At 58.8% G+C, this 23540-nt stretch carries 19 protein-coding genes, 2 tRNA genes and 1 pseudogene; 7 read left to right on the top strand and 15 right to left on the bottom strand.

Going from position 1 to position 23540, the window contains the following annotated elements; genetic code table 11:
* Positions 1-35 precede the first annotated feature (35 nt).
* The 5 genes from ACZRJ6_RS02790 to rimO form a co-directional block, all read right to left on the bottom strand.
* The gene (locus ACZRJ6_RS02790; protein WP_463966977.1) at positions 36-806 is read right to left on the bottom strand and encodes an SDR family oxidoreductase; all 771 of its coding nucleotides are present in this window, start codon (positions 804-806) and stop codon (positions 36-38) included.
* A gap of 131 nt (positions 807-937) precedes the next feature.
* On the bottom strand, positions 938-1399 hold the full coding sequence (locus tag ACZRJ6_RS02785) for a YehS family protein (RefSeq protein ID WP_133099659.1): 462 nt from the start codon (positions 1397-1399) through the stop codon (positions 938-940).
* Positions 1400-1479: 80 nt separating this feature from the next.
* Positions 1480-2190 (bottom strand): rRNA pseudouridine synthase, encoded by a 711-nt coding sequence (locus ACZRJ6_RS02780; RefSeq protein WP_149411905.1) that lies wholly within the window; start codon positions 2188-2190, stop codon positions 1480-1482.
* 71 nt (positions 2191-2261) lie between these two features.
* Positions 2262-2735: a GNAT family N-acetyltransferase gene (locus ACZRJ6_RS02775; RefSeq protein ID WP_133099657.1), complete on the bottom strand. Its 474-nt coding sequence runs from the start codon at positions 2733-2735 to the stop codon at positions 2262-2264.
* 114 nt (positions 2736-2849) lie between these two features.
* Positions 2850-4190, bottom strand: coding sequence for a 30S ribosomal protein S12 methylthiotransferase RimO (gene rimO, locus ACZRJ6_RS02770; RefSeq protein WP_463966976.1), 1341 nt, complete (start codon positions 4188-4190; stop codon positions 2850-2852).
* A 302-nt stretch (positions 4191-4492) separates the two neighbouring features.
* On the opposite strand from rimO, the gene ACZRJ6_RS02765 reads away from it, so the two are divergent.
* A complete protein-coding gene (locus ACZRJ6_RS02765) occupies positions 4493-6394 on the top strand; it encodes a potassium transporter Kup (RefSeq protein ID WP_149411908.1) in 1902 nt (633 codons plus the stop codon).
* Positions 6395-6471: 77 nt separating this feature from the next.
* Here ACZRJ6_RS02765 and ACZRJ6_RS02760 read toward each other — a convergent pair whose 3' ends face one another.
* The 4 genes from ACZRJ6_RS02760 to ACZRJ6_RS02745 all read right to left on the bottom strand — a co-directional run bounded on the left by ACZRJ6_RS02760 (position 6472) and on the right by ACZRJ6_RS02745 (position 11033).
* Positions 6472-7752 (bottom strand): virulence factor family protein, encoded by a 1281-nt coding sequence (locus ACZRJ6_RS02760; RefSeq protein ID WP_463966975.1) that lies wholly within the window; start codon positions 7750-7752, stop codon positions 6472-6474.
* Positions 7752-10394, bottom strand: coding sequence for a bifunctional lysylphosphatidylglycerol flippase/synthetase MprF (mprF, locus tag ACZRJ6_RS02755; protein ID WP_463966974.1), 2643 nt, complete (start codon positions 10392-10394; stop codon positions 7752-7754). The genes ACZRJ6_RS02760 and mprF overlap by 1 nt, the downstream gene beginning before the upstream one ends.
* 268 nt (positions 10395-10662) lie before the next feature.
* A tRNA-Met gene (locus ACZRJ6_RS02750) sits at positions 10663-10739 on the bottom strand.
* 217 nt (positions 10740-10956) lie between these two features.
* A tRNA-Met gene (locus ACZRJ6_RS02745) sits at positions 10957-11033 on the bottom strand.
* 279 nt (positions 11034-11312) lie between these two features.
* On the opposite strand from ACZRJ6_RS02745, the gene dinB reads away from it, so the two are divergent.
* Positions 11313-12371: a DNA polymerase IV gene (gene dinB / locus ACZRJ6_RS02740; RefSeq protein WP_463967412.1), complete on the top strand. Its 1059-nt coding sequence runs from the start codon at positions 11313-11315 to the stop codon at positions 12369-12371.
* A gap of 34 nt (positions 12372-12405) precedes the next feature.
* Here dinB and ACZRJ6_RS02735 read toward each other — a convergent pair whose 3' ends face one another.
* The 4 genes from ACZRJ6_RS02735 to ACZRJ6_RS02720 all read right to left on the bottom strand — a co-directional run bounded on the left by ACZRJ6_RS02735 (position 12406) and on the right by ACZRJ6_RS02720 (position 17123).
* Entirely contained in the window at positions 12406-13359 is a 954-nt protein-coding gene (locus ACZRJ6_RS02735) for a hypothetical protein (RefSeq protein ID WP_463966973.1), read from the bottom strand.
* A gap of 20 nt (positions 13360-13379) precedes the next feature.
* Positions 13380-15095 (bottom strand): proline--tRNA ligase, encoded by a 1716-nt coding sequence (locus ACZRJ6_RS02730; RefSeq protein WP_133099651.1) that lies wholly within the window; start codon positions 15093-15095, stop codon positions 13380-13382.
* A 99-nt stretch (positions 15096-15194) separates the two neighbouring features.
* Entirely contained in the window at positions 15195-16727 is a 1533-nt protein-coding gene (locus tag ACZRJ6_RS02725) for an AmpG family muropeptide MFS transporter (RefSeq protein ID WP_463966972.1), read from the bottom strand.
* Between the two features lie 42 nt (positions 16728-16769).
* Positions 16770-17123 (bottom strand): MGMT family protein, encoded by a 354-nt coding sequence (locus tag ACZRJ6_RS02720; protein WP_463966971.1) that lies wholly within the window; start codon positions 17121-17123, stop codon positions 16770-16772.
* Between the two features lie 164 nt (positions 17124-17287).
* On the opposite strand from ACZRJ6_RS02720, the gene ACZRJ6_RS02715 reads away from it, so the two are divergent.
* The gene (locus ACZRJ6_RS02715) at positions 17288-18295 is read left to right on the top strand and encodes a DUF481 domain-containing protein (RefSeq protein WP_463966970.1); all 1008 of its coding nucleotides are present in this window, start codon (positions 17288-17290) and stop codon (positions 18293-18295) included.
* 14 nt (positions 18296-18309) lie between these two features.
* Here the strand turns inward: ACZRJ6_RS02715 and ACZRJ6_RS02710 are convergent, their stop codons facing one another.
* Entirely contained in the window at positions 18310-19068 is a 759-nt protein-coding gene (locus ACZRJ6_RS02710; RefSeq protein ID WP_463966969.1) for an SDR family oxidoreductase, read from the bottom strand.
* Positions 19069-19142: 74 nt separating this feature from the next.
* Between ACZRJ6_RS02710 and ACZRJ6_RS02705 the strand changes: the two are divergent.
* From ACZRJ6_RS02705 to groL, 4 genes and pseudogenes are all read left to right on the top strand, one after another.
* Positions 19143-19874, top strand: a pseudogene (locus ACZRJ6_RS02705) (HugZ family pyridoxamine 5'-phosphate oxidase).
* Positions 19875-19940: 66 nt separating this feature from the next.
* Entirely contained in the window at positions 19941-20417 is a 477-nt protein-coding gene (locus tag ACZRJ6_RS02700) for an FxsA family protein (RefSeq protein ID WP_149411917.1), read from the top strand.
* A gap of 247 nt (positions 20418-20664) precedes the next feature.
* A complete protein-coding gene (locus tag ACZRJ6_RS02695; RefSeq protein WP_133099645.1) occupies positions 20665-20961 on the top strand; it encodes a co-chaperone GroES in 297 nt (98 codons plus the stop codon).
* 49 nt (positions 20962-21010) lie between these two features.
* Positions 21011-22654, top strand: a complete 1644-nt coding sequence (gene groL / locus ACZRJ6_RS02690) for a chaperonin GroEL (RefSeq protein WP_133099644.1) — start codon at positions 21011-21013, stop codon at positions 22652-22654.
* Between the two features lie 126 nt (positions 22655-22780).
* Here groL and ACZRJ6_RS02685 read toward each other — a convergent pair whose 3' ends face one another.
* Positions 22781-23527: a phosphatase PAP2 family protein gene (locus ACZRJ6_RS02685; protein WP_463966968.1), complete on the bottom strand. Its 747-nt coding sequence runs from the start codon at positions 23525-23527 to the stop codon at positions 22781-22783.
* Positions 23528-23540: the final 13 nt, after the last annotated feature.

The following is a 23540-nucleotide window of genomic DNA, read 5'->3' as shown; positions in this document are numbered from 1 at the left end:
GGGTAAGGCGGGCATGATAACCCGAGCCGCCGACTTCAGAGACTGAACCCGCCATCCAGCGGAATAATATTGCCGGTCATATAGGCACCGGCCGTGCTCGCCAGACAGATCGCCAGCGCCGCCATCTCCTCCTCACGGCCCCAGCGTTTCATTGGGATCAGCGCCGTGTCTTCAGCCAGGGCCTGCTCATCGTTGCCGATATGCTGAGTCATCTTGCTCGGAAAACGCCCTGGGGCGATCACATTGACGTTGATGTGCTGGCTCACCAACTCCCGCGCCAGAATCCGCGACAGCTGGTGTAGGGCCGCCTTGCTTGGCCCATAGGCATATGCTTGCTCGCCAAACGAGGAAATCCCGGCGACCGAGCCGATATTGATGATCCGCGCCGGGTTGGCCGCTGACCCCGCCTTGCGCAGCAGTGGCAGCAATTGCTGGATGCAGTTGAACACCGAAGTCACGTTCAATTGCATGACCTTTTCCCAGCCCTTTATCGGGTAGCTTTCCAGCGGTGCGCCCCAGGTGGTGCCGGCGTTATTGATCAGAATGTCCAACTGGCCGACTCGCTCGCCCATGTGCGCTGCCAATCGCTCGACACCTTCTTCATGGGCCAGATTGGCGGCCAAACCATGGCACTCACCAAAAGCACTCAACTCGATTGCGGTTTGCTCGCAGGCCTCGGCGTCACGGGCGCAGACGTAGACAATGGCGCCGGCCTCGACAAAGGCCTTGGCGATCATCTTGCCGATACCACGGGTGCCGCCGGTCACCAGGGCGGTGCGGCCTTGCAGGGAGAAGTAAGGGTGCATGGGCGATCCTGAACGAAAGGGGGAGAGGACTCACCCTAGTCGCCAGCCGCCGGAAGCGGAGCCACTATTTTTCAACGGAATGAAGGGTCATGCCTGCCTGCGGGGCCCGAAGGCCGCCGCAAGCCAATCAATCAGGTGCGAACGCGCAGCGTCAGGCCCTTGAGGAAGTTGCGCAGCAACTGATCGCCACAGGTGCGGTAGTTGGTGTGGCCGAACTTGCGAAACAGCGCGCTCAGCTCAGGCTTGGACACCGGAAACTCGGAGGCCTTGAGGATCGCGTGCATGTCGTCTTCCTTCAGTTCGAAGGCCACACGCAGTTTCTTCAGGATGATGTTGTTGGTTATCGGCAGGTCGATCGGCTGCGGTGGACGGCTTTCATCCTTGCCACGCTTGAATATCACCAGGCCATCGAGGAAATGGGCCATGACTTCGTCCGGGCAGAACACGAAGCCTTCTTCCTCGTCCTTTTTGAGGTAGGTGAGCAGGTCTTCCTTGGTAACGTCCATGCCGCCGAGTTTGATAATCTCGACAACTTTATTGTCGTTGATGTCGAGCATGTAGCGCACGCTGCGCAGTACGTCGTTGTGAATCATGTGGGCAATCCTGGTCATTCAACTGTGAACACCGCCCAGGAAGGCGGTGTCGAGAGGTTCGGAGGCAAAAAAGAGAGGGGTTAAAACTTCTCTTTGCCGGACAGATAGCGCCATTGGCCCACCGGCACCTTGCCGATGGAGACTCCGCCAATGCGGATGCGTCGAATGGCGACGACCTTCAAGCCAACGGCTTCGCAGAACAAGGCAATCACACCCGGTTGCGGATTTTTCAACGCAAAGCGCAGGCGGTTCTCGTTCTGCCAACTGGCTTTCACCGCTGGCAACTCCTTGCCTTTGTAAGTCATGCCATGGTTTAGGCGGTTCAGGCCATGGGCAACCATGTCGCCGGACACTTCCACCACGTATTCCTGTTCGATCTTGTTGGCATCGGCCGTCAGTTTGCGCAGGATTTTCCAGTCCTGGGTAAACACCAACAGGCCGCTGGCATTGGCTTGCAGGTCGGAGCTGGCGCTCAGGCGCAGGAAGTGCCCCTTGAGCGGCCGTTTGCCGTAGCGGTGTTCCTCGGACAGGGTCTCGGCGCTGATGGTCTGCATCGCGCTTTCGGCATCTACGCCAGTCGGCGCATGCAGCAGGATCGTCACCGGTTCAGGGGCCGTGGCCTTGGCTTCTGGATCAAGCTCGATCTTTTGCGTCGTGACTTTGAACTGCGGCTCGTCGATCACTTCGCCATCCACCGAGACCCAGCCGCCTTCGATAAACAGCTCAGCCTCCCGACGGGAGCAGCCGACCAGTTCGATGAGGCGTTTGGAGAGGCGTGTGGGGTCAGTCATGACAAGGGCCGTAGCAAAAGGGGGCGGCTATTGTACCTGTGTGGCGCCGGTTAATCCCGGCTCCATTTCATTTAGCCTCGGCGGGCCTGTTGCTGCTCCTGGCGCAAACGCATGTGCAGCAACGGATAAGGTTGCCCCATACCGTCATGCTCCGTACGTCCGATCACTTCGAAACCCTGTTTGAAGTAGAAACCCAGGGCTTGCGGGTTCTGTTCGTTGACGTCCAGTTCCTCGGCATTCATTGACTCAATGGCATAGCGCAGCAACTGTCGGCCCAGGCCTTGCCCGCGGTGTTGCGGATCAATGAACAACATCTCGACCTTGCCCGCCGCCACTCCGGCGAAACCGGTGATGCGCTGGCGCGAGTCCGTGGTGCAGATCAGCATCACGGCATCCAGATAGCGGGTCATCACCAGGGTTTTCAGCAGTTCAATGTAACTATCCGGCAGAAAATCATGGGTAGCGCGCACCGAGGCCTCCCAGATGCGGGTCAACTCCTGATAATCGCTGGATTTAGGTGTATGGATAACCGAATGCTGACGCATGCCCGCAGCCCCTTGCCGATGATTGGCACTGATGGCAATACGATAGACCTAAAAAAGCCCCGCATCTCGTCAAAGAGCAGGGCGTTTTCAATGTTTCACACTTTGTTTACAAAATTAGGCGCGTTTTTCAGCCCACAAGTCGTACTCGTCGGCATCGGTGACCGTGCACCAGACCTTGTCACCGGGCTTGAGGCCGCTGGCATCATTGATAAATACGTTGCCGTCGATTTCCGGGGCATCGAAGAAGCAGCGGCCGACTGCGCCTTGTTCGTCGACTTCGTCGATCAGCACTTCGATTTCCTTGCCAATGCGCAGTTGCAGGCGCGCCGAGCTGATGGCCTGTTGATGGGCCATGAAACGCTCCCAACGGTCTTGCTTGACCTCATCCGGAACAATCGCCGCGTCCAGCAGGTTGGCCGGGGCGCCTTCCACCGGCGAGTACTGGAAGCAGCCAACGCGGTCCAGTTGGGCTTCGGTCAGCCAGTTCAACAGGTACTGGAAGTCTTCTTCGGTCTCGCCGGGGAAGCCGACGATGAAGGTGGAGCGAATGATCAGTTCCGGGCAGATTACGCGCCAGTTCTTGATCCGCGCCAGGGTCTTGTCTTCGAAGGCCGGGCGTTTCATGGCCTTGAGGATTTTCGGGCTGGCGTGCTGGAACGGGATGTCCAGGTACGGCAGGATCTTGCCGGCGGCCATCAGCGGGATCAGTTCGTCAACGTGTGGGTACGGGTAGACGTAATGCAGGCGCACCCACACGCCGAGGCTGCTCAAGGCTTCACACAGTTCGGTCATGCGGGTTTTCACTGGCGCGCCGTTCCAGAAACCGGTGCGATACTTGACGTCGACGCCGTAGGCGCTAGTGTCCTGGGAAATCACCAGCAACTCTTTGACGCCGGATTTGACCAGGCGCTGGGCCTCGTCCAGCACGTCGCCCACTGGGCGGCTGACCAGCTTGCCGCGCATCGACGGGATGATGCAGAAGCTGCAACTGTGGTTGCAGCCTTCGGAAATCTTCAGGTACGCGTAGTGGCGCGGGGTCAGCTTGATGCCTTGAGGCGGTACCAGGTCGATCAACGGGTTGTGATCCTGGCGCGGCGGCACTACTTGGTGCACGGCGTTGACCACTTGCTCGTACTGCTGCGGGCCGGTCACGGCCAACACGCTGGGGTGTATGTTGCGAATGTTGCCTTCTTCCACGCCCATGCAGCCGGTGACGATGACCTTGCCGTTTTCCTTGATGGCTTCACCGATCACTTCCAAAGACTCAGCCTTGGCCGAGTCGATAAAGCCGCAGGTGTTGACCACCACCACGTCGGCGTCCTGGTAGGTGGACACGATGTCATAACCCTCCATGCGCAGTTGCGTGAGAATGCGCTCGGAGTCGACCAGGGCCTTTGGGCAACCCAGGGATACAAAGCCAACCTTGGGGTTGGCCTTTGCGATGGTGGTGGACATGTCTAACCTCGGTATTGAATGACGCTGCCAGTCGTGCACGACAAGGCGGCGGACGGGCGCTTGATGCGCCTCTGATCAAAAAGTGCGCAATTCTAGCGACGGGCAACGCACTTGACCAGCTTTATGCAGGGAAATGCGACGAGTGCTGCGCTATGCTTCGCGCCGTTGCACTTGGATGAATCCGGGTGGTCAACAAATCGTCTGTAACTAGAAGTAAAACAGCGCATGCTGTGGACAGCTTAGGTGCCCGTATACAGGCGCGCTGTTTATAAAAGGCCTTAGGTCAAGGGCAGGAGTGATTGATGGGTCAGGCAAGTAGTCAGGCAGCAGGTGCCGAGCAATCCAACGCAAAGCCGATCGGCATGCTGGTGGCGGCAGTCGGGGTGGTCTACGGAGATATCGGCACCAGCCCGCTCTACACCCTTAAAGAGGTGTTTTCCGGGGCGTACGGGGTTCAGGTTAATCATGACGGGGTCTTCGGGATTCTGGCGCTGATTTTCTGGTCGCTGATCTGGGTCGTTTCGATCAAGTACGTATTGTTTATCCTGCGGGCCGACAACCAGGGCGAGGGCGGTATCATGGCCCTGACGGCGCTGGCCCGGCGGGCAGCGGCACCTTATCCGCGATTGCGTTCGGTGCTGGTGATTCTCGGCCTGATTGGTGCTGCGTTGTTTTACGGCGACAGCATGATCACCCCGGCAATCTCGGTGCTGTCAGCGGTAGAAGGCCTGGAGCTGGCCTTTGACGGTATTGAGCGTTGGGTGGTGCCATTGTCGCTGGTGGTGCTGGTCGGGCTGTTCCTGATCCAGAAACATGGCACCGACCGCATTGGCAAGCTGTTTGGGCCGGTGATGGTGCTGTGGTTTCTGGTGCTGGCCGGCTTGGGCATTCATGGGATTGTCCAACACCCCGAGGTGCTCAATGCGCTGAACCCTGTCTGGGGGGTGCGTTTCTTTATCGTCCATCCGGGCATGGGTGTGGCGATCCTCGGTGCTGTGGTGCTGGCGCTGACCGGCGCTGAAGCCTTGTACGCCGACATGGGCCACTTCGGCCGCAAGCCGATTGCCCGGGCCTGGTTCGCGCTGGTGCTGCCGGCATTGGTGCTCAACTATTTTGGCCAGGGCGCGTTGTTACTGGAAAACCCTGAAGCGGCACGCAACCCGTTCTACATGCTGGCGCCGAGTTGGGCGCTGATTCCGCTGGTGGGCCTGTCTACACTGGCCACGGTGATCGCATCTCAGGCAGTGATTTCCGGTGCATTCTCCCTGACCCGTCAGGCGATTCAGTTGGGCTACATTCCGCGTATGCATATCCAGCACACGTCCAGCGCCGAACAGGGCCAGATCTATATTGGCGCGGTGAACTGGTCGCTGATGGTCGGGGTGATCCTGCTGGTGTTGGGCTTCGAGTCGTCTACCGCGTTGGCATCGGCGTACGGTGTGGCGGTGACCGGCACCATGTTGATCACTAGCATCCTGGTGTCGGCGGTGATGCTGCTGCTGTGGAAGTGGCCACCGGTCCTGGCAATCCCTGTATTGGTCGGTTTCCTGCTGGTAGACGGGCTGTTTTTTGCCGCCAACGTGCCGAAGGTCCTCCAGGGTGGTGCCTTCCCGGTTCTCGCGGGGATTGTGCTGTTTATCCTGATGACCACCTGGAAGCGCGGCAAAGAGTTGTTGGTGGATCGTCTGGATGAAGGCGGGCTACCGCTGCCGATCTTTATCAGCAGTATCCAGGTACAGCCTCCTCATCGAGTGCAGGGCACAGCGGTGTTCCTGACGGCTCGACCTGATGCCGTGCCTCACGCCTTGCTGCATAACCTGCTGCATAATCAGGTGCTGCATGAGCAGGTGGTGTTGTTGACGGTGGTCTACGAAGACATCCCGCGTGTGCCGGCCCAGCGCCGCTTTGAAGTCGACTCCTACGGCGAGGGCTTCTTCCGGGTGATCCTGCACTTTGGTTTCGTCGATGAGCCGGACGTGCCCGAGGCGCTGAAACTGTGCCATCTGGACGACCTGGATTTCAGCCCGATGCGCACCACCTACTTCCTCAGCCGTGAGACGGTCATCGCCTCCAAGCTCGAAGGCATGGCCCGTTGGCGCGAAGGGCTGTTCGCCTTCATGCTCAAGAACGCCAACGGCAACCTGCGCTTCTTCAAGCTACCGGTGAACCGGGTGATCGAGTTGGGTACCCAGGTAGAAATGTAAGCCCAACAAAAAGCCCCCGGTGCCTTGCGGCAGCGGGGGCTTTTTTGTGGGGCTGCGAGTACATTCCCGGTTTCGGGTTACTCGGTCTTGCCCTGGCGCTTCTCGATGATTTCCACCAGGCGCTGGGCCAGAGCCGGGTAGTTTTCGTCGAAGTGATGGCCGCCCGGCAGTTTCATGGCTTCGCCCACGGCGGTCTTGTCGGTGCAGCCACTCTCGTCGACTTCTTCGGCGCCGTAGATGCACACCACCTTGGCTGCCGGCAGCTTGGCCATTTCCGGGCCGGTGGCTGCTTCTTTGCCGGCATTGCCCAACCAGCCTTCGACTTCGATTTCGAAGCTGCCGGTACGGGCGAAGGCCAGCAGGATGATTGCGTCGACCCGCTGCTGCTCGGCTTGCGGCAGGCGGTTGTAGATGGCCGGCAAGACGTCGGCGCCGAACGAGTAGCCGGTCAACACGAAGCGCTTGGTGCCCCATTTTTGCCGGTAGTGTTGCATCAGTTCGCTGAGGTCTTTGGCGCTCTGTTCCGGGGTTTTGTGCTGCCAGTAGTAACGCAAGGTGTCGATGCCAACCACTGGGTAGCCGATCTTGGCCATTTCCCCGGCCACGTCGCGGTCAAGGTCGCGCCAGCCGCCATCGCCAGACAGGAACAGCGTGACGGTGTCCTTGGCCTGGCCGGCAGGTACTTCCACCACCGGGATCGCCAGGCCACCGTTGTCCGAACCGACTAATTGCTTACGCAACTCGTTGTTCAACACTTGTGGGTAGTGAATATCGTAGTCGCTGATACTGGTGGTGGCACGTGGTGTATCGCGTACGAAGCTGGCGCTTTCATCGTCAGGGTTGTCGTTCCACGCCACCAGCCAGCTGCCGTGGGCGGCAGTCTTGGGTAGCGGGTCCTTGCAGCCTTCCTGGACCAGGGCGAAGCCGACGGAGATGGCATTGGCCTTGTCGTCGTTCTGCACGGCCAGCCAGCGCCAGGCCAGCGCTGCGCCAGGGCCGATGCCGCTGACGAGGGTCGCCGGGCCCTTGAGCTGGCTCAGGGCGGTTTGCAGGGCTTGTTCCTGCAGCTTGCAGTCGTCCTTGGGCAAGATCACCTGGACGATCTGTGCGGCGCCGCCCTGGCTGAGAGCGATCAGTTGATTGTCGGTAAGGGTTTCGTCGGCCATCACCGCGACGGCTACCCGTGCTTTCGGTGTGGTGCTCGGTGTTACGCGGGTCATGACCGAACCGTCGGCCTGGGGCAACTGCTCCAGAGTCGGCTGCGGGGCGGGGCGGTTCCAGAACCAATAGCCGCCACCCAGGACCAGGGCGAGCAGCACTACAAAGGCCAATACATACCGCCAGGAGCGTCGAATCATCAGCGTTTCACCAATCCAGTCAAGCCGCCCGCAATCAGGGCGGCGGTATCGGCCAGTGCCACCAGCGGATCAAGTCCTGCGGGCACGGCCATATAACGGGGTTCCCAGTCGGGCTGGAACTTGTCTTTGAAGCGGCGTAAACCTTGGAAGTTATACAGTTGCTCGCCACGGCGGAACACCATCGAGCCCAGGCGTTGGGTCAGGGGCGCGCCACGACGTGGTTGCAGGCCCGACAACGGCACCATGCCGAGGCTGAAGCGGCCGTAGCCATGGTTCTTATAATGTTGAATCAGGCCGACCATCATGAACTCCATGGTCAGTTTCGGCGCGTCGGGGTGGGCGCGCATCAGGTCGAGGCTGGCCAGGTCATGGCTATACGTCTCAAGCAAGTTGGCGAAGGCCACCGGGTGCCCTTCGAAGCGAATGATCGCGATGCGAAAGTGCTTGAGATAGTCGTTGCTGAATCGTCCCAGGGAAAAGCCTTTTTCCCGCACGTTCTTGCCGGTCAGCCAAGCGTCGGAGATGACTTTCAGTTCGTCCATCGGCGCCTGGCCCGGATCAAAGATCTCCAGGGACAGGCCGTCCCGGGTCCCACGGTTCCAGGTATAGCGCAGGTCTTTCATCTCTTTGCCCTTGGCTTCCAGGTCAAAGCGTTTCAGGTCGACCCGGGCTTCTTCGCCCAGCTTGATCGCGGTCAGGCCGATGTCCATGTAGTAAGGCAGGTTCTCGGCGCGGACCTGATAGAACACCGGGCGCGCGTGGTGAATGTCACACAGGTCGCGGAACTGCCAGATCATCTCGGCCCGTGGCTGGGTGGGGCCGATCGGGTCATAGAGGGCCACCAGGCTGCGGCCGCGACGGGCGTACATCAGGAACGCCTCGTCATTGGGGTGAAACAGCAGCGCCTTGTCACCGGTCAGCGCCAGGCCACCGTCGGGTTGCGCCGAAGCCATCAAGATTTTGGTGGCGCGCTCCAGTTCGTCGGGTGTCGGCAGGTGGATCACCGGGCGTGCGGTGCGCAGCAGCCAGGTCAACGAAACAATCACCAGTACTACGGCGGCGCCCAGCAGCGAGCGCAGGCCACGCGGGGCGTTGGCGTCGAGAGTGAACTGCCACCACAGCTGATGGCTGTAAGGTACGTCCTGATAAGCAAACAGCAACAGCCAGATTGAAGCACCGAGCACGCAGACGCTGGCCACCAGGTACAACGGCGAGAACGGTAGTTCGGTCAGGCGGCTGGCGCGATAGAAGGAGCGTCGAAAGATGGCCAGCAGCACGGCGGTCATGGTCATCAGACTGGCTTCTTCCCAATCGAAGCCCTTGAGCAGGGAGAGCAGGGCGCCCACCAGCAACAGCACCATGGTCAGCATCCAGGCCGCCGACAAACGTCGACGCAGGCCCTGGGCCAGCAACAGACAGAACACGCCGATCAGGCTGGCGCCGAAGTGCGAGGCGTCAATCAGGCGGTGGGGAATCAGGAAACCGATGTTTTCCAGTCGTGAGTCGATTTCCGGGGTGGCGCCGGAGAACAGCAGTACCACGCCGGACAAAAAAACCAGTACCGCCAAAACCGGTGCGGCCAGGCCCGAAGCGACCCGCAGGCTTTGTTGCGTCTGGAACAGGCGCTGGGCTTCATTGACCAGCAGGAATATGCAGGCGATCAACAGCGGCAGCACCACATAGATCATCCGGTACAGCAGCAGGGCGGCGGCCAATGGCGCTGCACCGAGCTTGTCGGCGAAGGCCGCCAGCAGAATCGCCTCAAAAACCCCGACGCCACCCGGCACATGGCTAAGTACGCCGGCGGCGAGGGCCAGCAGGTAAACCAGCAGGAACGGACCAAAGGGTGGTGCTTCCGGCAGCAACAGATACAACACGGTGGCGGCAGCGGCGACATCCAGGGCGGTGATGATCAATTGCAGGAAAGTCAGGCGGCGGCCGGGCAGGCGCAGGGTGCGGCGTCCGACCTTGACCAGCAGGTTGTCTGGATAAGGTTGCTCCGCCAGCCGGCGGCGATAAATACCGATGCACAGTGCTACCGACAACAGCAGAACGGCGCCGGCAATACCGCCGAGCAGGCTGGCGGGTAGATGCAGCGCATTAGAGGCGGCGGGCAAGTTGCTCAGGGTGGCCAGGGCGGCCAGTGGGGGCAAGGCGCAACCCAGGGCCAGGCTGGCGAACACCGTCATACGGGCAACTTCTGAAGCGCCGATGCCGTGTCGCGCATACAGCCGGTAACGCACCGAACCACCCGACAACATCGACAGGCCAATGGCATTGCCGATGGCGAATGCGGTAAAGCCACCGTAGGCCAGCGTTTTAGCGGGCAGCTTCACACCGGCATAGCGGGCGCCGGAAAACTCGTAGCCCAACAGAATAATGAAGCCGGCGATAGCGGCGGCGAATGCACCCAGCAGGGAAGGCTTGGGCACTTCCAGGATTGAGTCATGCAGTGCGTACAGGTCCAGCTCAAGCAGCAGGTGGCGACAGGCAATCAAGGCAATCGTGAACAGCAACAGCGTGACAGCCAATCCGATGGGGTGGCGGTACTTGCTCAACAGATCCAGCCAGCGCAAGCGGGTGGGGGGGATCGGTTGTGTCGCTGTAATAGTGTCTTGTGGTTCAGACGAGTTGGCGCGCATCAATCACCTCGTGGATTGTGCGCGACAGGATGGGGGTATCCAGCCAAGTTACCAATCCCTATGGACAAAATAATTACAAATATTAACGCGGTTCACCGGGTCCGGCGACAGCGCGCATTAGTCTTAGAGAGTAGTCAGCATAGCGTGCTATGGAATGGACTCCACAAACCGCATCCGGTTTCATGAAGGATGCCATGCCATTGTTTCAAAAGAACTTTTTCACCGGATACAAAAAAGGCCACTCTTTCGAGTAGCCTTTTTTGATGTTTGGTTGCGGGAGCCGGATTTGAACCGACGACCTTCGGGTTATGAGCCCGACGAGCTACCAGACTGCTCCATCCCGCGTCTGTGTGGCGGCATTCTACAGCGCAACGGCGAGGTGTCAACCGTTAATCTACCGATGAGTCAAATAAGTGCGAATTAGCCGGTAATTGTCATCTGTGAGCGGTAAGTGCTCGATGGGCAAGGTTTTTTTGTAGGACAAGAAGGGAGAGAGCTGCAGCGAGGGTAAAGTAGACGCGCACAAAAAAGGCCACTCTTTCGAGTAGCCTTTCTTGATGTTTGGTTGCGGGAGCCGGATTTGAACCGACGACCTTCGGGTTATGAGCCCGACGAGCTACCAGACTGCTCCATCCCGCGTCTGTGTGTCGGCATTCTACAGCGATACGCAGGTGTGTCAATCGCTAATTCAAAGAAAAGCGCTTGTGGTTCAATCGCTTAGCTCTCCAAGGCAACACCTTAAAGGGCTCTGGCCCAGTATGGCCGAGGCTTTCAGCTCTATTGGGGTGTCTGTTTCGATTGAGAAAATAAATGTATGAGGCTTTTTTCCTGCCGCCGAGTCAGAAGATTCACAGTACTGGTGCTATATACAGGTGCGAGTGAGATACTGGCGATCCGTTGACCATTCCCTCCTTATATATGACGCAGCGCAAAATCATCCACGTCGACTGTGACTGTTTCTACGCCGCCATCGAGATGCGTGACGACCCGACCCTGGCGCAAAAGCCGCTGGCCGTCGGCGGTTCGGCGGACCGCCGTGGCGTGATAGCTACCTGCAACTATGAGGCGCGGGCCTACGGTGTGCGCTCGGCTATGTCGTCCCGCCACGCGCTGAAGCTCTGCCCGGACCTGACTATCGTCAAGCCGCGCATGGATGCCTATAAAGAAGCGTCGAAGGAAATCCAGACGATCTTTCGTGATTACACTGACCTGATTGAGCCACTGTCGCTGGATGAGGCCTACCTGGACGTCTCCGACAGCCCGCTCTTTGGCGGCAGTGCCACGCGCATTGCCCAGGACATCCGGCGCCGGGTCTCCAATCAACTGCATATCACCGTCTCTGCTGGTGTGGCACCGAACAAATTCCTCGCCAAAATCGCCAGCGACTGGAAAAAGCCCAATGGGCTGTTTGTGATAACGCCGGATCAAGTCGAGGATTTTGTTTCTGTGTTGCCGGTTAATAAGCTGCATGGCGTGGGCAAGGTCACGGCGGACAAGCTGGCGCGGCTGGGGATTGAAGACTGTCTGCAACTGCGGGACTGGAACAAGCTGGCGCTGGTGCGCGAATTTGGCAGTTTCGGCGAGCGGCTGTGGAGCCTGGCCCGTGGGATTGATGAGCGCATTGTGCAGAACGACAGTCGTCGGCAATCAATCAGTGTGGAAAACACCTACGACGTCGATTTGCCGGACCTGTCCAGTTGCCTGGAAAAACTCCCCGAGTTGATCGACACCCTGGCTGGGCGCATGGCACGTATCGACAGTAGCTATCGACCGGGCAAGCCTTTCGTCAAAGTGAAATTCCATGACTTCACTCAGACTACCTTGGAGCAGGCAGGGGCAGGGCGGGATCTTGAGAGCTATCAGCAGTTGCTGACCCAGGCGTTTAAGCGCGGTGGGAAACCGGTGCGGTTGCTGGGAATTGGTGTGCGGTTGCTAGACTTGAACAATGGGAATGAACAGTTGGAATTGCCGTGGTAGGAGCGAGCAAGCTCGCTTCTACAGAAAAGCAATGTCAGTTCGCCCCAGGGTCCGCCACCAACCGTCCGCCATCCTGGGTCAAGGCCTTGAGAAATTCCTGCTGCAATTCAGGATCATTGCGGGTCAGTTCGATCAGGCTTTGTTCCAGTTCGCTGGCTTCTTCTTCCAGGCCAAGCTCCGACAAGCGCTTGACTCGGTGTACCCATTGGCTGACTTCGTCATCTTCTAGGTCGTCGTAGATCAACCCATGAGCTTCGAGCAGTTTTCCCCGCAAGGTGCTGCTGATGGCCAGCGATGAGTCCGAATGCACGTCATCCTGGGCATCTTCAATGCTGATCTGCAACGTTCTGACGTGGTTCAGGTCCTGCTCGGCAAACGGGCTGTCCAACAGGTTCAGGCGCAGTACGCCGTTGCGGTCGGTGGTCAGATCAAAGGTTTGCTTGCCGGCCTTCACCTGGACCGGGCGTTCGCTCCACGGCAGGCTGGTGTATTCCAGGCGCCTGTCGCGCTGGATTTCATCAATGCCCGCCAGGTTCTGTTGCGCGCGGCCGTGGGACTGCACGTTCATGAGCGGGTTGAGCCCGGCCACGCCATAGCTGATCCAGTCGCGGGTCACGCTGTCCGGCAGGTTGCCCAGGGCGAAGACATTGACCACATTGGCGCCGACGCCTGCCACCACCGCCACCGCGCCAAGGGGGATCTCATAGAGTTCCCGCCAAGGCTGGTACGGCGTATAGCGATCATAATGACGGGTGACTTCAAATTCAGTGACCTCGAAGGTCCTCTGCTCATGAATGCGCACCCGACGTTGCGGCAGCTCAAGCACCTTGGGCTCGCCAACATCGATCTGTAGGCTATGGTCGAGCAATTTTCGCTCGATGCGTTCCTCGTGCTCGCTGCGTTGCGACATTTGATTGGCGCAGCCGCTGAGCAGTAGGGCGCCACATAAAGTGGCGCCCCCGAGGGCTAAGGTGTTTCGCTTGAGCATGACTTCTCTTGATCTGGTTTTCAGCGACGAATACGCGCCTGAAGGAAAGACAGTACGTCAGCCACTGGCAGCGGTTGGGCTTGGGCTTCGGTCCGGCTCTTGTATTCCAGATTGCCATCGGCCAGGCCACGGTCACTGACCACGATCCGGTGAGGGATGCCAATCAGTTCCATGTCGGCGAACTTGATACCTGGGCTGGTTTTCTTGTCGCGATCATCCAGCAGCACTTCAAAACCTGCGGCCGTCAGTTCGGCATACAGTTTGTCGGTGGCTTCGCGTACTTGCTCGGTTTCGTAGCGCAGCGGTACTAGGGCGATCTGGAACGGTGCCAGGGCGTCGCTCCAGATGATGCCTTTTTCGTCGTTGTTCTGCTCGATGGCGGCGGCAACCACGCGGGAAACGCCGATGCCGTAGCAGCCCATTTCCAGGGTGATAGGCTTGCCGTTTTCACCCAGCACTTCGCACTTCATCGCCTTGCTGTACTTGTTGCCCAGCTGGAAAATGTGTCCGACTTCGATGCCGCGCTTGATTTCCAGGGTGCCCTTACCATCCGGACTCGGGTCGCCGGCCACTACGTTGCGCAGGTCGGCCACGGTCGGAACCGGCAGGTCACGCTCCCAGTTGACGCCAAAGTAGTGCTTGTCATCGATGTTCGCGCCGATACCGAAGTCGCTCATCAGCTCAACCGAACGGTCGATGATGATTGGCAGTGGCAGGTTCAGCGGGCCCAGGGAACCGGCGCCGGCGCCAATGGCGTCACGCAGTTCGGCATCGCTGGCCATGACCAGCGGGCTGGCAACGCCTGGCTGCTGGGAGGCTTTGATTTCGTTGAGTTCGTGGTCACCACGAATCACCAGGGCGATCAGCTTGCCTTCTTCTTCGGCATGCACGATCAGGGTCTTGATGGTCTTTTCAATCGGTAGATTGAACTTCTCCACCAGGGCCGCGATGGTTTTGGTCTCGGGAGTGTCCACCAGACGCAGCTCTTCGCTTGGCGCAGGACGGGAGGTTTCCCGTGGCACGGCTTCGGCTTTCTCGATGTTCGCCGCGTAGTCGGAGCCGTTGCTGAAGGCGATATCGTCTTCGCCGGAGTCGGCCAGTACGTGGAACTCGTGGGAGCCAGCGCCGCCGATGGAGCCGTTGTCCGCTTCAACCGGGCGAAATTTCAGGCCCAGGCGAGTGAATACGTTGCAGTAGGCCTGGTGCATGCGGTCATAGGTGACCTGCAGGGATGGCAGGTCAGCGTGGAACGAATAGGCGTCCTTCATGATGAATTCACGGCCGCGCATCAAACCGAAGCGCGGGCGGATTTCGTCACGGAATTTGGTCTGGATCTGGTACAGGTTGAGGGGCAGCTGTTTGTAGCTGCTCAACTCGTTGCGCATCAGGTCGGTGATCACTTCTTCATGGGTCGGGCCAGCGCAGAAATCGCGGCCATGACGGTCCTTGAAGCGCAGCAATTCAGGGCCGTACTCTTCCCAGCGCCCGGACTCCTGCCACAGCTCAGCCGGTTGGGTGCTCGGCATCAACACTTCTAGAGAGCCGGCGGCGTTCATTTCTTCACGAACGATCGCTTCGACCTTGCGCATCACCTTCAAGCCCATGGGCAGCCAGGTGTACAGGCCCGAGGCCAGTTTGCGGATCATGCCGGCGCGCAGCATCAGCTGGTGGCTGATCACGACCGCGTCGGAAGGCGTTTCTTTCTGTGTGGCGAGCAAATATTGACTGGTGCGCATGGTAGGCCGTTGTCGGTTGCTTGGACTTGAAATGACTTGGGATTGTACGGGCGCTTGCGGCCGACGTACAGGCATCTGGTTGTTGGAGCCGGGCTTGTGTCACTCTTCTTTCGGGGGGTTCAACCGAATTCGCCGGCTTTCCTGGAACCAGTGCAAGGCAATCAGGATCAGCGTCGGCACACCCAGCAAGCAGGTGATCAGGAAGAAGTTGTGATAGCCGAACTTTTCCACCATCACCCCCGAGTAACCGCCGATCAATCGCGGCAGCAGCAACATGATCGAGCTGAGCAGCGCATATTGCGTCGCCGAGAACTTCAGGTTGGTCAGGCTCGACAGATAGGCGACAAACGCCGACGTCGCCAGGCCCGAGCTGAAGTTATCCAGGGAAATGGTGAAGATCAGCATCTGCAGGTCGGCGCCCATGTCCGCCAGCATCAGGAACAGCAGGTTAGTGCCGGCTGAGGTGATACCGCCGATAAACAGGATCGGCAGGATGCCGAAGCGCACGATCAACAGGCCGCCCATGCCAGCACCCAGCAGGGTCATGATCAGGCCGAAGATCTTGCTGACGCTGGCAATCTGATCCTTGGTAAAGCCCTGGTCGATATAGAACACGTTGGCCATCACGCCCATCACGGTGTCCGACATGCGATAGGTGGCAATCAGCCCCAGCAGCAGCAGGGCTTGCCAGCGATAACGCAGGATAAAGTCGTTGACCGGCGTCAGCACCGGCGCCAGGCCGCGGCGGCCCATCGCCGAGAGGCACAGTGCGGTCAGGGAGACATAGAGGATGGCCCGCAGAAATGCGCGGTCCTCCAGCAGCAGGTCGAGCAGGCTGACGCCGTCGAACAGCACGCTGGCGAAATCGGTGTTGTACAGCTGGGTGAACATGGCCGGCACGGACACCAGCAACACAATCAACACGAACACAGACATCAGTTGGTGGGCAAAACTATAGCGCCCGGCCTGCAACTGGGTACGCAATGGCACGTCCGGCTCGCGTATAAAAAACGTGGTCAGCAGGGCAGGGACCATCAATATGCCAAATAGCACATAGGTGCCGGTCCACGCCGAATGCTTATAGTTGAAGCCGGTGGAGCCGAAGCCCTCGGCAAAAAACAGTGCACCGGCGGTGGCTAGCAGGGCGGCGATGCGGTAACCGGACATATAGCAGGCGGCCAGCGCGGCCTGGCGGCTGTCGTCGGCGATTTCCAGGCGATAGGCATCCACCGCGATGTCCTGGGTGGCCGAGGCGAAGGCGACAATAACGGCAATGGCGATCAGCCAGGACAGGTGTTTTTGCGGGTCGCAGAAACCCATGCCGATTAATCCGAGGATCACCAGCGTCTGGGACAGTACCAACCAGGAACGACGACGTCCGAGCTTGCCCAGCAGTGGCAGGCGCCATTGGTCGAGCAGCGGCGACCAGACCCACTTGAAGGCATACGCCAGGCCGATCAGGCTCGCATAGCCGATGGTTTCGCGGGCCACGCCGGCCTCACGCAACCAGACCGAGAGCGTCGAGAACACCAACATGTAAGGCAGACCGGCGGCAAAGCCGAGCAGTAACAGCACTAACGTCGAGGGGCTGGCATAGGCGGCGAGCGCGGCGCGCCAGGTTTTACGGGGCATGGACTGTAGTCTGCCTCAGATTACGGAAACAAAGCGCGCACTCTAACCGCTGTGCTCTACCGGGCGCCAGCCATGACGCTGAATATCAACGCGATTGTTCAGGATACTCACCCCTTCGCTGCGTAATCGCCCACGTTGCTCGTCTCCTGATGCGCTGCCCACCGGGAGACTTATCCGACCGCCGGCAGCGACGACTCGGTGCCAGGGTAACCTGGTGTCGTCGGGCAGTTGGCTGAGGGTGCGGCCAACCCAGCGCGCCGCACGGCCCAGCCCGGCCAGCTGCGCCAACTCACCGTAACTGACCACGCAACCTTCGGGCACCTGCGCAAGGGTTAGGTAAAGCGCAGTGCGGCGAATCTCTGCGGGGCTTTGCGGGGTTTCGGTGGGTTCGTTCACGTTGGGCGTATCCGGTTGAAATTATCAGTCTCTTTGTAAGAAACGTCTGTAAAGATGACGTTGAGAATTGAACTCAATACAGATACTTGAGTCTGTCCTTGCTAAGACTTTATCTAACACGATATTGCCCTTTTTTTCGCCAAATTTGAGCCCCACATCCGCTTATGTTGTCCAGAACCCTGCTTTGCCTCGCTGTTTTCAGCGCCTCTACGCCCTTGCTCGCCGATACCGTCTGGTTGAAAAATGGTGACCGCCTGACCGGCAAAATCAAGGTTTTCGACGGTGGAAAGCTGCTGATCCAGACCGAATACGCCGGCGCCATCCCGGTGGACTGGAAGCAGGTGAAAACCCTGGAAAGCGACCAGGAGTTGCTGGTCAAACAGGACGCCTACACCGGCGAGAAAGCCAAGTCCCTGCACGCGGCCGACGATGGCAAGGTCATCCTGGCTAATGGCGAGGAGCCGAAAACCGTCGAGTTGGCGAGCATTCAGCAAATCATCAAGCCCAAGCCTGTGATCGAAGATCTGGTGTGGAAAGGCAACGTCGATGTGGCGCTGGACTACCAGCGGGCGGAAAAAGACACCGATGACTATGACGTGGGCTTCAAGACCACAGCCCGCCATGGCAAATGGCGGCATATTGCCGAAGGCGAGTACAACCGCGTGTTCCAGAATGACGTGGTCACCACTGATAACTGGAGCGCCGAGTACGCCCTGGACCGTTTTATCACCGACCAGTGGTTCTGGCAGGGTCGCCTGAACTACAAGCGCGACAAGGTCGAAGACCTCACACGTCAGCGCACCGTCGGTACCGGTCCCGGCTATCAGTTCTGGGATGACGAACTGGGCGCCTTCTCTCTTGGCTCGCTGCTTAACCGCACCGACTATGAATACCAGGATGGCGGCAAGGACAACTTCTATTCCTTGGCCATGAAGTGGGACTACAACCGCTACCTGGTAGGCAAGACGGTCGAGTTCTTCACCAGCGGCGAACTGGGCAAGCCCCTGGCAGGACCTGCCGATTACTCTCTCGATGCAGAGATGGGCCTGCGCTACAAAGTCACCGAATGGGCTTCGCTTAATCTCAAGGCTGAGCGCGACATTATCAGTGGCGGTTCGGACAGCGACTTGAGCAAAACCCGTTATACCGCAGGCTTTGGCGTGACCTGGTAAATGTGGAAGCGGCCTTACAACCGCAACCCACCATCCAATTCCAGAATCCGTCCGGTGTAATAGTCGTTTTCGAAGATATACGCCGCCGAATGGGCAATCTCCTCAGGCCGACCCATACGCTTGAGGGGAATACCTGAGGTCATCTTCTCCAGCGCCTCGGGCTTCATGCCCAGGGTCATCTCGGTTTCGATAAAACCCGGCGCAATCCCTGCCACGCGAATGCCGTAGCGCGCCAGTTCCCTGGCCCAGGTCACGGTGGCTGCAGCGACACCGGCCTTGGCGGCGGAGTAGTTGGTCTGGCCAACGTTGCCGGCGCGTGAAATCGACGAAATGTTGATGATGGCGCCCTGGTTCTTCAACTCGACCATCTTCGCCGCCACCTCGCGGGTACACAGGAACACACCGGTCAGGTTGACATCAATGACCGCCTGCCACTGGGCCAGGCTCATCTTGATCATCTCGCCGTCCTTGACCTTGAGCAGCAGCCCATCGCGCAGGATCCCTGCGTTGTTGATCAAACCGTGGATCGCGCCAAAATCGTCAGCGATTTTTGCCACCGTGTGGGTGACCTGCTCTTCATCGGCCACGTTGCACAGATAGGCACGCGCCTTGACGCCATGAGCCTTGCAGGCAGTGACCGCAGCATCGAGTTTTTCCGGGTTAAGGTCCACCAGCGCCAAGTGGGCACCTTTGCTCGCAAAATACTCGGCCATGGAGCGGCCCAAACCCTGGCAACCGCCGGTGATAATGATTACTTTGTCGTTGAGATGCATTCGCAAGTCCTGTGAGCAGAATTAAGCGGTTGCCCAAGTCTGGTTTTGACGAAATTTACCGAGGGAGTCATAAGTTGAGCGCGCACATTGCCAAGAATGCCCGAGAACTACTGCTCAAGGAATACCGGGGAGCACTCGCCACCCTATCCAAAGCCATGCCGGGCTTCCCTTTCGGTTCGGTGGTGCCTTATTGCCTGGACGAAGAGGGCCGGCCGCTGATCTTGATCAGCCGGATCGCCCAGCACACCCATAACCTGCAAAAAGATCCCAAGTGTTCGCTGCTCGTGGGTGAGCGCGAGGCCGAGGATGTCCAGGCTGTTGGCCGCCTGACGTACCTGGCCGAGGCCGAGAAACTTGAGGATGAAGCATCCATTGCGGCGGCGGCCGAGCGTTATTAGCGCTATTTCCCCGACTCGGCGAACTACCACAAGGCCCATGATTTTGATTTTTGGGTACTCAAACCGGTGCGTCACCGTTATATCGGCGGTTTCGGCGCAATCCACTGGGTCGATCAACTGACCCTGGCCAACCCGTTTGCCGGTAAAGCCGAGCTGAGCATGATTGAACACATGAACAGCGATCACACCAAGGCCATTGCCCACTATGTCGAACTGGCCGGTTTGCCGACATCGGAGCCTGCGCAACTGGCCGGTATCGACAGCGAGGGCATGCACTTGCGCGTTGGTCAGGGCGTCTACTGGCTACCGTTTGCCGAGACGTGCAATACGCCGACACAAGTGCGCGAGGCCTTGGTTTTCCTGGCTCACGCCGAAGAATGGCCGAAAAAAACGGCCGCCGACGCTTGAATTCACGAAACGACGACGTCATCTAAGGTGGAGTAGCAAGGCATTCTTGCGTTGAGGAACCATTTGATGCGCCCTTTTTTATTGCTCTTTCTGCTGTTCCCGGTGTTGGAGCTGTTCGTATTCGTCAAGGTCAGCGGGGCTATCGGGTTTTTCCCGGCCCTGCTGCTGATTATTCTCGGCTCGATGCTTGGTGTACTTGTGCTTCGCATCGCCGGCCTGGCCACCGCATTGCGTGCCCGTGAAAGCTTGAATCGCGGCGAACTGCCAGCCCAGACCATGCTCGAAGGCCTGATGATGGCCTTGGGTGGCGGCCTGCTGATCCTGCCAGGTTTTGTCAGCGACGTGGTTGGCCTGATCATGCTGTTGCCGATCACCCGTCGACTGCTGGCAGGCAAGATGCGCCAGCGTGCCGAAGAAGCAGCAATCCGCCAGCGCGCCTTCGCTGATGACCTGCAATCCCGTGGCGGCCCGGTGCCGCGCCAGCCGCTGGGGCGCGAGGGTGATGTGATCGAAGGCGAGTTCGAACACCGCGACTCCAAGTAACTGCGTGATTGGCACGGCGCCTTTGGGGGCCGTGTTGTTTTTAAGTGCATGGCAATCACGAAAATTTTCGTCGCCAAGCCTTGTAATAAGCTTATGCGCCCTTATGTAACGGTCACCGCAAGGTTTCTGGTGGCGACACCAGACAGACTTCCGCGATTCGCCCAGCGAGCCGCGACCGGCATCGCCGGAATTTAACCTGCCGGTATTGACACCGGCCGATGAAAAACACAATTAGGAGAGATCGACAATGAGCAAGCTTCGTCCTCTGCATGACCGCGTCGTCATCCGTCGCAGTGAAGAAGAAAAGAAAACCGCTGGCGGCATCGTTCTGCCAGGTTCGGCTGCTGAAAAAGCCAACCACGGTGTGATTCTCGCTGCTGGTCCAGGCAAGCAGCTGGAAAACGGTGAAGTACGTGCGCTGGCCGTGAAAGTGGGTGACAAGGTTGTATTCGGCCCTTACTCCGGCAGCAACACTGTGAAAATCGACGGCGAAGACCTGCTGGTAATGGCTGAGAACGAGATTCTCGCTGTTCTGGAAGACTGATTCCCCGCTCATTTTCCCGTTACTACAAAGTATTTAAGGAATATCGATCATGGCTGCTAAAGAAGTTAAATTCGGCGATTCCGCCCGTAAGAAAATGCTCGCCGGTGTCAACGTCCTGGCTGACGCAGTAAAAGCGACCCTGGGCCCTAAAGGCCGTAACGTGATCATCGAGAAGAGCTTCGGCGCTCCGACCATCACCAAGGACGGCGTTTCCGTTGCCAAGGAAATCGAGCTGAAAGATCGCTTCGAAAACATGGGCGCGCAACTGGTCAAAGACGTTGCCTCCCGTGCCAACGATGACGCAGGCGACGGCACCACCACCGCTACTGTCCTGGCTCAATCGATCGTCAACGAAGGCCTGAAAGCCGTCGCTGCCGGCATGAACCCGATGGACCTCAAACGCGGCATCGACAAGGCGACCATCGCCATTGTCAAAGAGCTGAAGTCCCTGTCCAAGCCATGCGCTGACACCAAGGCTATCGCTCAGGTCGGCACCATCTCGGCCAACTCCGACAGCTCCATCGGCGACATCATTGCCGAAGCCATGGAAAAAGTCGGTAAAGAAGGCGTGATCACCGTTGAAGAAGGCTCGGGCCTGGAAAACGAACTGTCGGTTGTTGAAGGCATGCAGTTCGACCGTGGCTACCTGTCCCCGTACTTCATCAACAAGCCGGACACCATGGTTGCCGAGCTCGACGGCCCGCTGATCCTGCTGGTCGACAAAAAGATCTCGAACATCCGCGAAATGCTGCCAGTACTGGAAGCCGTTGCCAAAGCCGGCCGTCCACTGCTGATCGTGGCCGAAGACGTTGAAGGCGAAGCCCTGGCGACTCTGGTTGTGAACAACATGCGTGGCATCGTTAAAGTTGCTGCCGTCAAAGCCCCAGGCTTTGGCGACCGTCGCAAGGCTATGCTGCAGGACATCGCTGTCCTGACTGGCGGTACCGTTATCTCCGAAGAGATCGGCCTGAGCCTGGAAAGCACTACCCTGGAACACCTGGGTAATGCCAAGCGTGTGATCCTGTCCAAGGAAAACACCACCATCATCGACGGCGCTGGTGTTGAAGCTGACATCCAGGCCCGTGTGACCCAGATCCGTTCGCAAGTGGCTGATACCACTTCCGACTACGACCGTGAAAAACTGCAAGAACGTCTGGCCAAACTGTCCGGCGGCGTTGCAGTGATCAAGGTTGGCGCTGGTTCCGAAGTCGAAATGAAAGAGAAGAAAGCCCGCGTTGAAGACGCCCTGCACGCTACCCGTGCAGCCGTTGAAGAAGGCGTGGTACCTGGCGGTGGCGTAGCGCTGATTCGCGCTCTGCAAGCCATCAGCGATCTGAAAGGCGAGAACGCTGATCAGGACGTAGGTATTGCTGTACTGCGTCGCGCAATCGAATCTCCACTGCGTCAGATCGTTGCCAACTCCGGTGACGAGCCAAGCGTAGTAGTCGACAAGGTCAAGCAGGGTTCGGGTAACTTCGGTTACAACGCTGCTACCGGCGAATACGGCGACATGATCGAGATGGGCATCCTTGACCCTACCAAAGTGACTCGCTCTGCTCTGCAGGCTGCGGCGTCCATTGGCGGCTTGATGTTGACCACCGAAGCCATGATCGCTGAAGCTCCGAATGACCAACCAGCTGGCGGCGGTATGCCAGACATGGGCGGTATGGGTGGCATGGGCGGCATGATGTAAGCCAGCCTTACCCCTATACTGAAAAGCCCCGCCTGCAGTGATGCAGGCGGGGCTTTTTTATGGCCGAGGGTTTAATGGCCCGTTATGTGGACGTCAGCAGGACGACATATCGACGATCTGTTGGCCTCAAGTCGTTCTCACGATCTTTCCCTGAATAACTTGCTCGGCCTTTTCTCCACGCTGATACAGCAAAAAGTAATACGTCCCCAAGCAGATCAGCCAGCAAAAGATCGCTGTCCAGACGTTATGGGAAAAGAAGTGCGCCCCTTGCATCATTCGACTGATGGAGAGCACCGCCCCCAACCCGAATGCCAGGATAAGCGCCTTGCGTGCCAGGCGTGGTCGGCGATCGCGTAACACAAAGAACAGGGCAAACAAGGTAAACCCCGTGGCTGCGTGACCTCCAGGCCAGCAGCGCCCGGGCTTGTCGGTTTGCGGTCGGGCGCTCAGCAGTGCGCTGTAGGTTTCCTGGCCGCCAAACTCCTTGAGGCTCCAGGGGCACTGCACGGCGGTGACCACTTTCAGCGGGGAAACGAATGAGGTGGACAGGCCCAGAGACAGTACTAGGCAGCCCAGTTCGCGTCGGTAGGGTTTGAGTCGCTCAAGAATGAGCGCGCCAACAAAGCCCAGTATGGCCAGCACCGAGAACAGGATGACCAGTTGTTTGGCGCGGTCGTGGAGGATGTCTTCAAGGAAAAAACTGTATCGGCCAATAAAGCCGCCGTCTGCTGCGCTGTAAAACAGTTTGGCCAGGCTCATGTCCAGTGACGTCAGTTCCAGCAGCAGCAAAATCACCGCCGCAGCGGCGGGTACTCCCAGGTACAGCCAAAAATTGAGGGGCTTGGAAGCTGGGCGCAAAACGGTTGAAGACATGGCAGACCCTAGT

It is taken from the genome of Pseudomonas sp. C321, from assembly GCF_055407105.1.
This window is presented reverse-complemented; position numbering and strand designations above follow the sequence as displayed.

Coding starts and splice junctions, on each gene's coding strand:
- ACZRJ6_RS02785 (WP_133099659.1), bottom strand. CDS start 1,399: ATGATTCACAACGACGTACTGCGCAGCGTGCGCTACATGCTCGACATC.
- ACZRJ6_RS02735 (WP_463966973.1), bottom strand. CDS start 13,359: ATGCTCAAGCGAAACACCTTAGCCCTCGGGGGCGCCACTTTATGTGGC.
- ACZRJ6_RS02725 (WP_463966972.1), bottom strand. CDS start 16,727: ATGCCCCGTAAAACCTGGCGCGCCGCGCTCGCCGCCTATGCCAGCCCC.
- ACZRJ6_RS02710 (WP_463966969.1), bottom strand. CDS start 19,068: ATGCATCTCAACGACAAAGTAATCATTATCACCGGCGGTTGCCAGGGT.
- ACZRJ6_RS02695 (WP_133099645.1), top strand. CDS start 20,665: ATGAGCAAGCTTCGTCCTCTGCATGACCGCGTCGTCATCCGTCGCAGT.
- ACZRJ6_RS02760 (WP_463966975.1), bottom strand. CDS start 7,752: ATGATTCGACGCTCCTGGCGGTATGTATTGGCCTTTGTAGTGCTGCTC.
- ACZRJ6_RS02685 (WP_463966968.1), bottom strand. CDS start 23,527: ATGTCTTCAACCGTTTTGCGCCCAGCTTCCAAGCCCCTCAATTTTTGG.
- ACZRJ6_RS02700 (WP_149411917.1), top strand. CDS start 19,941: ATGCGCCCTTTTTTATTGCTCTTTCTGCTGTTCCCGGTGTTGGAGCTG.
- ACZRJ6_RS02715 (WP_463966970.1), top strand. CDS start 17,288: ATGTTGTCCAGAACCCTGCTTTGCCTCGCTGTTTTCAGCGCCTCTACG.
- ACZRJ6_RS02790 (WP_463966977.1), bottom strand. CDS start 806: ATGCACCCTTACTTCTCCCTGCAAGGCCGCACCGCCCTGGTGACCGGC.
- ACZRJ6_RS02765 (WP_149411908.1), top strand. CDS start 4,493: ATGGGTCAGGCAAGTAGTCAGGCAGCAGGTGCCGAGCAATCCAACGCA.
- dinB (WP_463967412.1), top strand. CDS start 11,313: ATGACGCAGCGCAAAATCATCCACGTCGACTGTGACTGTTTCTACGCC.
- mprF (WP_463966974.1), bottom strand. CDS start 10,394: ATGCGCGCCAACTCGTCTGAACCACAAGACACTATTACAGCGACACAA.
- ACZRJ6_RS02780 (WP_149411905.1), bottom strand. CDS start 2,190: ATGACTGACCCCACACGCCTCTCCAAACGCCTCATCGAACTGGTCGGC.
- ACZRJ6_RS02730 (WP_133099651.1), bottom strand. CDS start 15,095: ATGCGCACCAGTCAATATTTGCTCGCCACACAGAAAGAAACGCCTTCC.
- rimO (WP_463966976.1), bottom strand. CDS start 4,190: ATGTCCACCACCATCGCAAAGGCCAACCCCAAGGTTGGCTTTGTATCC.
- groL (WP_133099644.1), top strand. CDS start 21,011: ATGGCTGCTAAAGAAGTTAAATTCGGCGATTCCGCCCGTAAGAAAATG.
- ACZRJ6_RS02775 (WP_133099657.1), bottom strand. CDS start 2,735: ATGCGTCAGCATTCGGTTATCCATACACCTAAATCCAGCGATTATCAG.